The organism is Halalkalibacterium halodurans (assembly GCF_004376175.1).
In the GTDB taxonomy this organism is placed as follows: domain Bacteria; phylum Bacillota; class Bacilli; order Bacillales; family Bacillaceae_D; genus Halalkalibacterium; species Halalkalibacterium halodurans.
Genome location: NZ_SNUY01000003.1, coordinates 2,025 through 8,145 on the forward strand (window position 1 = coordinate 2,025; position 6,121 = coordinate 8,145).

A 6,121-nucleotide genomic window follows, 5' to 3' on the forward strand; every position below is an offset into this window, starting at 1 on the left:
TTATCCAGTTCTGCTTTCATGATGATTTCAAGTCTTTCTTGAATAAATGATTTTATGATTTCTTCCAGTTGATTTGTGAAGTCGGAATTGTTTATACTTGATGACATAGGTAGGGATTACTCCTCTCTTATGGAATCTAGACAATTCCGAGGATACCCTACCTATTTTTATGTTTTCAAGGGCTTACACAAAATATTTTACGTCATCAATAAAGTTATTTTGATATTCCTTTTCGTTATAATATCATTGTCAAATTTCTCCTCAAATCAAATTCTTGTCTCAGCTGAGGAACTAAGATTTAATGATGTACCAACTAGTGCGTGGGGACATGATGAAATAACTTTTTTAAACGAAAAGGGGATTATCCAAGGATATCCTGGGGGCAGTTTTAAGCCGAATTCTACAATTACTAGAGCACAAGCTGCTATTATCATGACAAATGCCCTTCAGGTTGGTGGTAAAAAAGTCGAAAGTCCTACATTTCCAGATGTGTCAACAGATCATTGGGCTTCTGAAGCGATCGAACAAGCTGCAGCTTTAGGAATATTTGTTGGTATAAACGGTGAGTTTCGTCCAAATGAGAAAATTAGCAAAGCACAGGTGGCTACTATTATTTCAAGATCTTTTAAACTTAAAAGCACTATTTCAACAAAATTTACTGACGTAAAAACCGACCATTGGGCAGCAGACCATATTGCCGCACTAGAAGCGAACGGAATCATTAAAGTTGAGGGAGAATTTCAACCGAATAAAGCAGCAACGAGATCAGAATTTTCCGTATTTATCGCTCGGTCAATTGAACCTACTTTTCGTATTGAAGATACGATGATACGTTTATATCAAGGGAGGGTTTCTAATACAAGCACAACCTTAAATGTACGCTTAATGCCTTCGACTGATAGCTCTGTTCTTGGTCGCCTAAAACTTGGCGAGACGGTTGATGTGTATGAAGAAACTGGAGATTGGAAAAAAATAAAATATTTACAAAGTTGGGGTTATGTCCATAAGGATTACATAACTAAGCTGACAGCAAATGAAACAGAATCAAAAACTCCCAATTCATCAGAAAAAAAGGTAATTGACGTGGGACGTGTAACAACTGCTTCTTTACATCTTCGAGAAGAACCATCTTCAAATTCTACTTCATTAGGGAAATTAAAAATGAATGATGTAGTCGAAATTTATGAATATGAGGGTAAATGGGCGTTAATTAAGCAAAATGATAGTTGGGCGTACATACATAGCGATTACTTAGCTATTCGTGACATGAATCAGAAGAATCTTCAAGACGTTGTTATAACTATCGATCCTGGTCATGGTGGAAAAGATCCAGGAACGAATGGACACGGTTTGCAGGAAAAAGACATAGTCTTAGATGTAGGACTGGTTCTTGAGAAAAAGCTGAAAGAACTTGATGCAAAACCGATATTAACAAGAAGTGATGACCGTTTTATAGAATTGAATGATAGAGCAAAAATCGCAAATAATGCAAATGCGTCCGTTTTTGTCAGTATTCATGCAAATTCCGCAGTCTCATCTTCTGCTAATGGTCTAGAATCATATTGGAATAGCGCTTATTCAAATGAGGAAAGTGAAGAATTAGCAGAAAAAATTAATAAACGCCTTGTGGAAGAACTCGGAATGAAAGATCGAGGAGTCAAGGAAGCAAACTTTGCAGTCATTCGTCAATCAAACATGCCAAGTGTATTGGTTGAATTGGGGTTTGTAACCAATAGTGGCGATGCAGAAATAATGAAGCAATCCGAATTCAATGAAAAGGCAGCTTCTGCGATCCTCGAAGGAATTAAAGATTATTATAGATGGTAATCAGTTGATTTGAAGCCTGTGAATAATTACAGGCTTCATTTTTTGTTATCTTCTTTATGTACAATTACACTCGCAGCATTAGTAATCCCCGTCTTTCATTTTTACAACATCAGCCTTCATTGCCTTTGCGATGTCTAAAGGGATTAAAAAGTCTTTTCCCAGCTTCATACAGTACAAATAAAGAGCCGGTTAGTAAAACAACTGTATTCAATAAGGCACCTAGTAAAGAGAATCTTTTGTATCCAAACGTGAAGGTAGAATCGGCCTTATGATTGGATTTCTTTTGTAAGTACCATGAGATACCAAGAGAAAGGGAATCGGCAAAATCATGAATGGCGTCAGAGATAATGAGAATACTTCCTGTTAGAATCCCCCAATGCCTTCAATATTGGCAAAGAGGGTGTTTAATAAAAATACTAATCCAATGTTTTGGTGGTTGTTAGTTGTTTTGATTGTGGGTACTCATTTTTTTCATACTCCTTTGTTGCTAACGTACCCTCAAGCTTTATTATAAAAACATAATTAGCTAATAGTGAATCATTCTAGACCAACTAAACAACGATCCCATCAAATTGTTCTGATTCTTAGATGATTAAGGTAAAAATGTATATGTTTTAACATGTAAGCGGCGACTAACGACAGGTAACACCTGTAAACGAAAGACCACGCGTTCTAAATTCGTATGATTAATATTCAATGAAAACTTCCAGATGCATGCACTTATAAACACGTAAAAACCGAACCCAGTTAACGAGTTCGGTTATATTGTTAGTTACAGTGGATTGCCTTACATGTACGCTCATCATCTTCAATTTGAATAGTCGTATGTTCAAGATGATATTCATCATGTAGTGTTTTGTTAGCTATTGATAACATTTCTGAATGATCAATGCCTTGCTCCACAACCATATGACAGCTAATTGAAAGGAAGTCAGAGGTGATAGACCAAACATGTAGGTCGTGAACATCTTTTATTCCTTTCAATGAAAGCAAGGATTTTTTTACGTTATCAACATCAATATGAGCAGGAGCTCCTTCCATTAGAACGTGAATCGATTCTTTTGTTACCCGATAACCGCTAATAATAATCAGGATCGCAACTAAAACGCTTGCAATTGGATCGGCAAGGTTCCAACCAAAAAACATAATGAATAAAGCTGCTGTAATAGCTCCTACAGAACCAAGTAGATCTCCTAAAACATGAAGAAAAGCACTTCTAACATTTAAATTTTTATCTTTATCTCCTCGCATTAAAATAAATGCTGCTACAATATTTACAAGTAAACCAATAACGGCAACAGTCAGCATCCCCGTACTCATCACTTCAGGTGGTGTTAGAATACGTCGATAAGCTTCCCAAAAAATATAAAGGGAAATTAGTAGAAGCGTAAGACCATTAATAAAAGCAGCTAATATTTCGAACCGCTTATATCCAAATGTTTTCGAAAAAGAAGCTTCTTTCTCACCAAAAGTCATGGCAAGGTAACTAAGCCCTAATGCAGCCGCATCACTAAGCATATGCCCTGCATCTGATAAAAGCGCCAGACTATTTGTAAGTAATCCTCCAATGACCTCCACAATCATATAGGTAGTAATGAGAAAAAAGGACAGTTTTAAAGCCGTTTTATTGTTACTCGTATGATGGTGATGCCCACCGTGACTATGTGAATGTCCCATGAAAATCCCTCCAGTTATAAATATATGCGGTATACATGATTATGAATTAGAAAAAAGTGAGAAGTGAATTAATTATGAGAAACGTCCTTTTACCTCAACAAATATATGGATTTTAATTTCAGTTTTAGTTGTTTAGCCATAATTAATTCGTTTTCTTCCGTTTAATCTAACCCATTATTCTAATATGACGTAATTAAAAAGGAGAAGGATCCTAAGTAGGTCTTCTCCAGATAAATACAAATTTACTCTTTTATTCATAGTTCATTTCAGGTTGATCTCTGTCTAATCTAACTGCTTCAGAAAACGAATAAGCAATCATGATACTATAAACGATAATTTGAATAATTTTCATCGCAACTCCGCCAGCTTGCTGGTCATTAATTAAGGAAATGTTGTAAAGTTGCGGTAAAGATTGATAAGTGGTATATAGAACCTTGTTTGAAAAAATAATAAATGCACCTAATGGGGTCATAAAAGCCCCCATGCCAACAATATAGATAATCTTAAGCATTGGTTGTAATGTGGTATTGGTATTATTTTTAGCTGGTGAAACGACAGGCCACCACATACAAAAGGACAGTGGTAGTAGGATTATCATGGAAACTGCTCGACTTATCGGACTAGACATAATCATATCAAACAAAAACGGTACATAATAAATTGAAAATAAAATATTAAATAGTGGCAAGATAACAAAAGGTTTTGTAAAGATTTTCAATATACTGGTAACCTTTTTATGACTATAAATTGGTTTTAGTAACGAATCAGTCAGACCAAGTAAAATAAGGATTGGCACAATAAAATAAGTGACTGTTTGTTGCATCATATAAACGAAGAATAAAGAGTTCGCCCATTCTAATACAGGGTTTGCTTGGGCGATCAAGAAAAGAAAAGCACCTGAAATAAATGCGGCTTTCCTCCACTTTGTTATGTCTTCATTACTTTTTTTTCCTGTTAATTGCAAATATTGTACGACGATAAAAAAAGTGAAAATAAATAAGACCGCACTCCATAAATAGGTCATATCTTTGGTTCCCTTCTAACTTAATATAGAATTTTCCGATGTGATAATGCTTGTCTATTTTAACAGGACGATGTTAATAATTGAATAGTCATTTGAATATATTAATGACAAATTTGAAAACGGTAAAGAAAGCTGGGGTGGTCGGTCAAATTTTTGAAATGTTAAGGCTACTTAAATTTATTTATGAATGTCAATTTGATATCTAGAACATGATAATCCTGAATAGATAGAGATTTATTAGGATACATCATGTTAAAAACAATTGATGTTAGTCTTATGGCCAATCACATATCCGCACATAAAGGGGTTATTACGGTTAGAGTTAAATTCAATCAATACAACCGAACACCCTATACACTTTTTCGGCTTTTGAATTACCCCCACCTAAAACTTTAACAAGTTTTTGAGGAAGGGGATTCCTAAGTAACCACTCCTAACGGAGTGTAATTGATTAGGCTATCCCCGTCACACCGACGGTTGAAATCCCTAGAAGGCGCAATCCTTCTAACTCTATATTTGTTGCAGCATTCCAATCACGATGATGTTCTGCATCACAGTTTTCACATTTCCATTTACGGACACCTAAGTTTTTAACTTTAGGATTCTTCGTTTGGCAATGAGAACATGTTTGGCTCGATGGGAAGAATCGGTCAACAAACACAACTTCACGACCATACCATTTAGCTTTATACTCAAGGAGTGTTGTAAACTTTGACCAACTCGCATCAGCGATGGACTTTGCTAACTTTTTATTTTTAAGCATACCCGATACATTTAGGTCCTCGAGCGCAATCACTTGATTCTCGCGAACGAGCTTCGTGGACAGTTTATGTAAAAAATCATTTCGAATATTGCTGATTTGTTCGTGTAATTTAGCAACTTGTTTTTGTTCTTATGCCAGTTGCTAGAGCCGATCTTCTTTCGAGAAAGGACGCGTTGCAATTTAGATAGTTTCTCTTCATATTTGCGTAAGTATTTAGGGTTAGCGACCACTTCACCATTAGACATCGAGGCAAAGTCTTTGATCCCTAAGTCAATACCTACGGTATTGTTTACTTTTAGCAGTTTAGTTACTTCTGTTTCAGTTAATACAGACATGAAGTATTTACCCGAACTATTACGTCTCACAGTGACAGACATGATCCGACCCTCAATGTCGCGAGATTTAGCAAAACGAACCCAACCCAATTTAGGTAGTTTAATTTTATTACCATCTACCTTGATGTTGTTGTTCGTCATCTTAGTTGTGTACGATTGAACAGGATGCTTTCTACTTTTAAATACAGGCTTATCATTCTGTTTCTTAAAGAAACGATCATACGCCTCACCTAAGGTTTTTACAGCAGTTTGCACAGCAATAGAATCAACCTCTTTTAACCAAGAGTACGTTGACTTTAAATTCGGCAATTGTTTTGAACACTTACCATACGAAAGACCTTTTCCTGTTTCTTTATATGTCTCATTCCATATATTAAGAAAATGGTTATAGACAAAACGACAAGAACCGAAGGTTCGATTCATTAGGTTTTGTTGTTCTTTGTTTGGATAGATACGATATCTAAATGCTTTGTTTATTTCCATGTGAACCGAACC

Annotated in this window: 4 protein-coding genes and 1 pseudogene; 1 reads left to right on the forward strand and 4 read right to left on the reverse strand. The window is 35.6% G+C overall.

All coding sequences use genetic code 11. The annotated features are described in order from the left end of the window. The first annotated feature begins 129 nt into the window (after positions 1-129). On the forward strand, positions 130-1,827 hold the full coding sequence (locus E2L07_RS01420) for an N-acetylmuramoyl-L-alanine amidase (protein ID WP_134228635.1): 1,698 nt from the start codon (positions 130-132) through the stop codon (positions 1,825-1,827). 109 nt (positions 1,828-1,936) lie between these two features. Here the strand turns inward: E2L07_RS01420 and E2L07_RS01425 are convergent, their stop codons facing one another. From E2L07_RS01425 to tnpB, 4 genes and pseudogenes are all read right to left on the reverse strand, one after another. Continuing rightward, positions 1,937-2,197, reverse strand: a complete 261-nt coding sequence (locus E2L07_RS01425) for a cation efflux transmembrane domain-containing protein (protein ID WP_338121453.1) — start codon at positions 2,195-2,197, stop codon at positions 1,937-1,939. Positions 2,198-2,595: 398 nt separating this feature from the next. Then, entirely contained in the window at positions 2,596-3,504 is a 909-nt protein-coding gene (locus E2L07_RS01430) for a cation diffusion facilitator family transporter (RefSeq protein WP_134228636.1), read from the reverse strand. 250 nt (positions 3,505-3,754) lie between these two features. After that, positions 3,755-4,528, reverse strand: a complete 774-nt coding sequence (locus E2L07_RS01435) for a cytochrome c oxidase assembly protein (RefSeq protein WP_134228637.1) — start codon at positions 4,526-4,528, stop codon at positions 3,755-3,757. Between the two features lie 451 nt (positions 4,529-4,979). Then, a pseudogene (tnpB, locus tag E2L07_RS01440) lies at positions 4,980-6,109 on the reverse strand (IS200/IS605 family element RNA-guided endonuclease TnpB). Positions 6,110-6,121: the final 12 nt, after the last annotated feature.

What these genes read in the sequence shown, in the direction of transcription:
- E2L07_RS01430 (WP_134228636.1), bottom strand. Translation starts at nt 3,504, where the DNA reads ATGGGACATTCACATAGTCACGGTGGGCATCACCATCATACGAGTAAC.
- E2L07_RS01420 (WP_134228635.1), top strand. Translation starts at nt 130, where the DNA reads ATGGAATCTAGACAATTCCGAGGATACCCTACCTATTTTTATGTTTTC.
- E2L07_RS01435 (WP_134228637.1), bottom strand. Translation starts at nt 4,528, where the DNA reads ATGACCTATTTATGGAGTGCGGTCTTATTTATTTTCACTTTTTTTATC.